The organism is Pollutimonas rozaliensis (assembly GCF_048751585.1).
In the GTDB taxonomy this organism is placed as follows: domain Bacteria; phylum Pseudomonadota; class Gammaproteobacteria; order Burkholderiales; family Burkholderiaceae_B.
Genome location: NZ_JAZHOB010000264.1, coordinates 1 through 251, shown reverse-complemented (window position 1 = coordinate 251; position 251 = coordinate 1). Strand labels below are relative to the sequence as shown.

Genomic DNA, 251 nt, shown 5'->3' with positions numbered 1-251 from the left:
CCCGTCGCTTCCAGAAAATTGATGTTGTCGAGCCTTCCATCGATGATACAACAAAAATTTTGATGGGCTTAAAACCAAAATATGAAGCTCATCACGATGTTCGTTATACCAATAAAGCGTTACGCGCAGCGGTGGAGCTCTCGGCTAAATACATTAACGAGCGTCACTTGCCAGATAAAGCGATTGACGTCATTGATGAAGCTGGGGCGAGAGTTCGATTGATGCCTGCAAATCGACGCAGAAAAACGGTC

1 pseudogene is annotated in these 251 nt (G+C 45.4%); it reads left to right on the top strand.

From position 1 onward, the window contains the following. Nucleotides 1–251 (top strand): annotated as a pseudogene (clpA, locus tag V0R37_RS22840) (ATP-dependent Clp protease ATP-binding subunit ClpA); the annotation flags it as partial.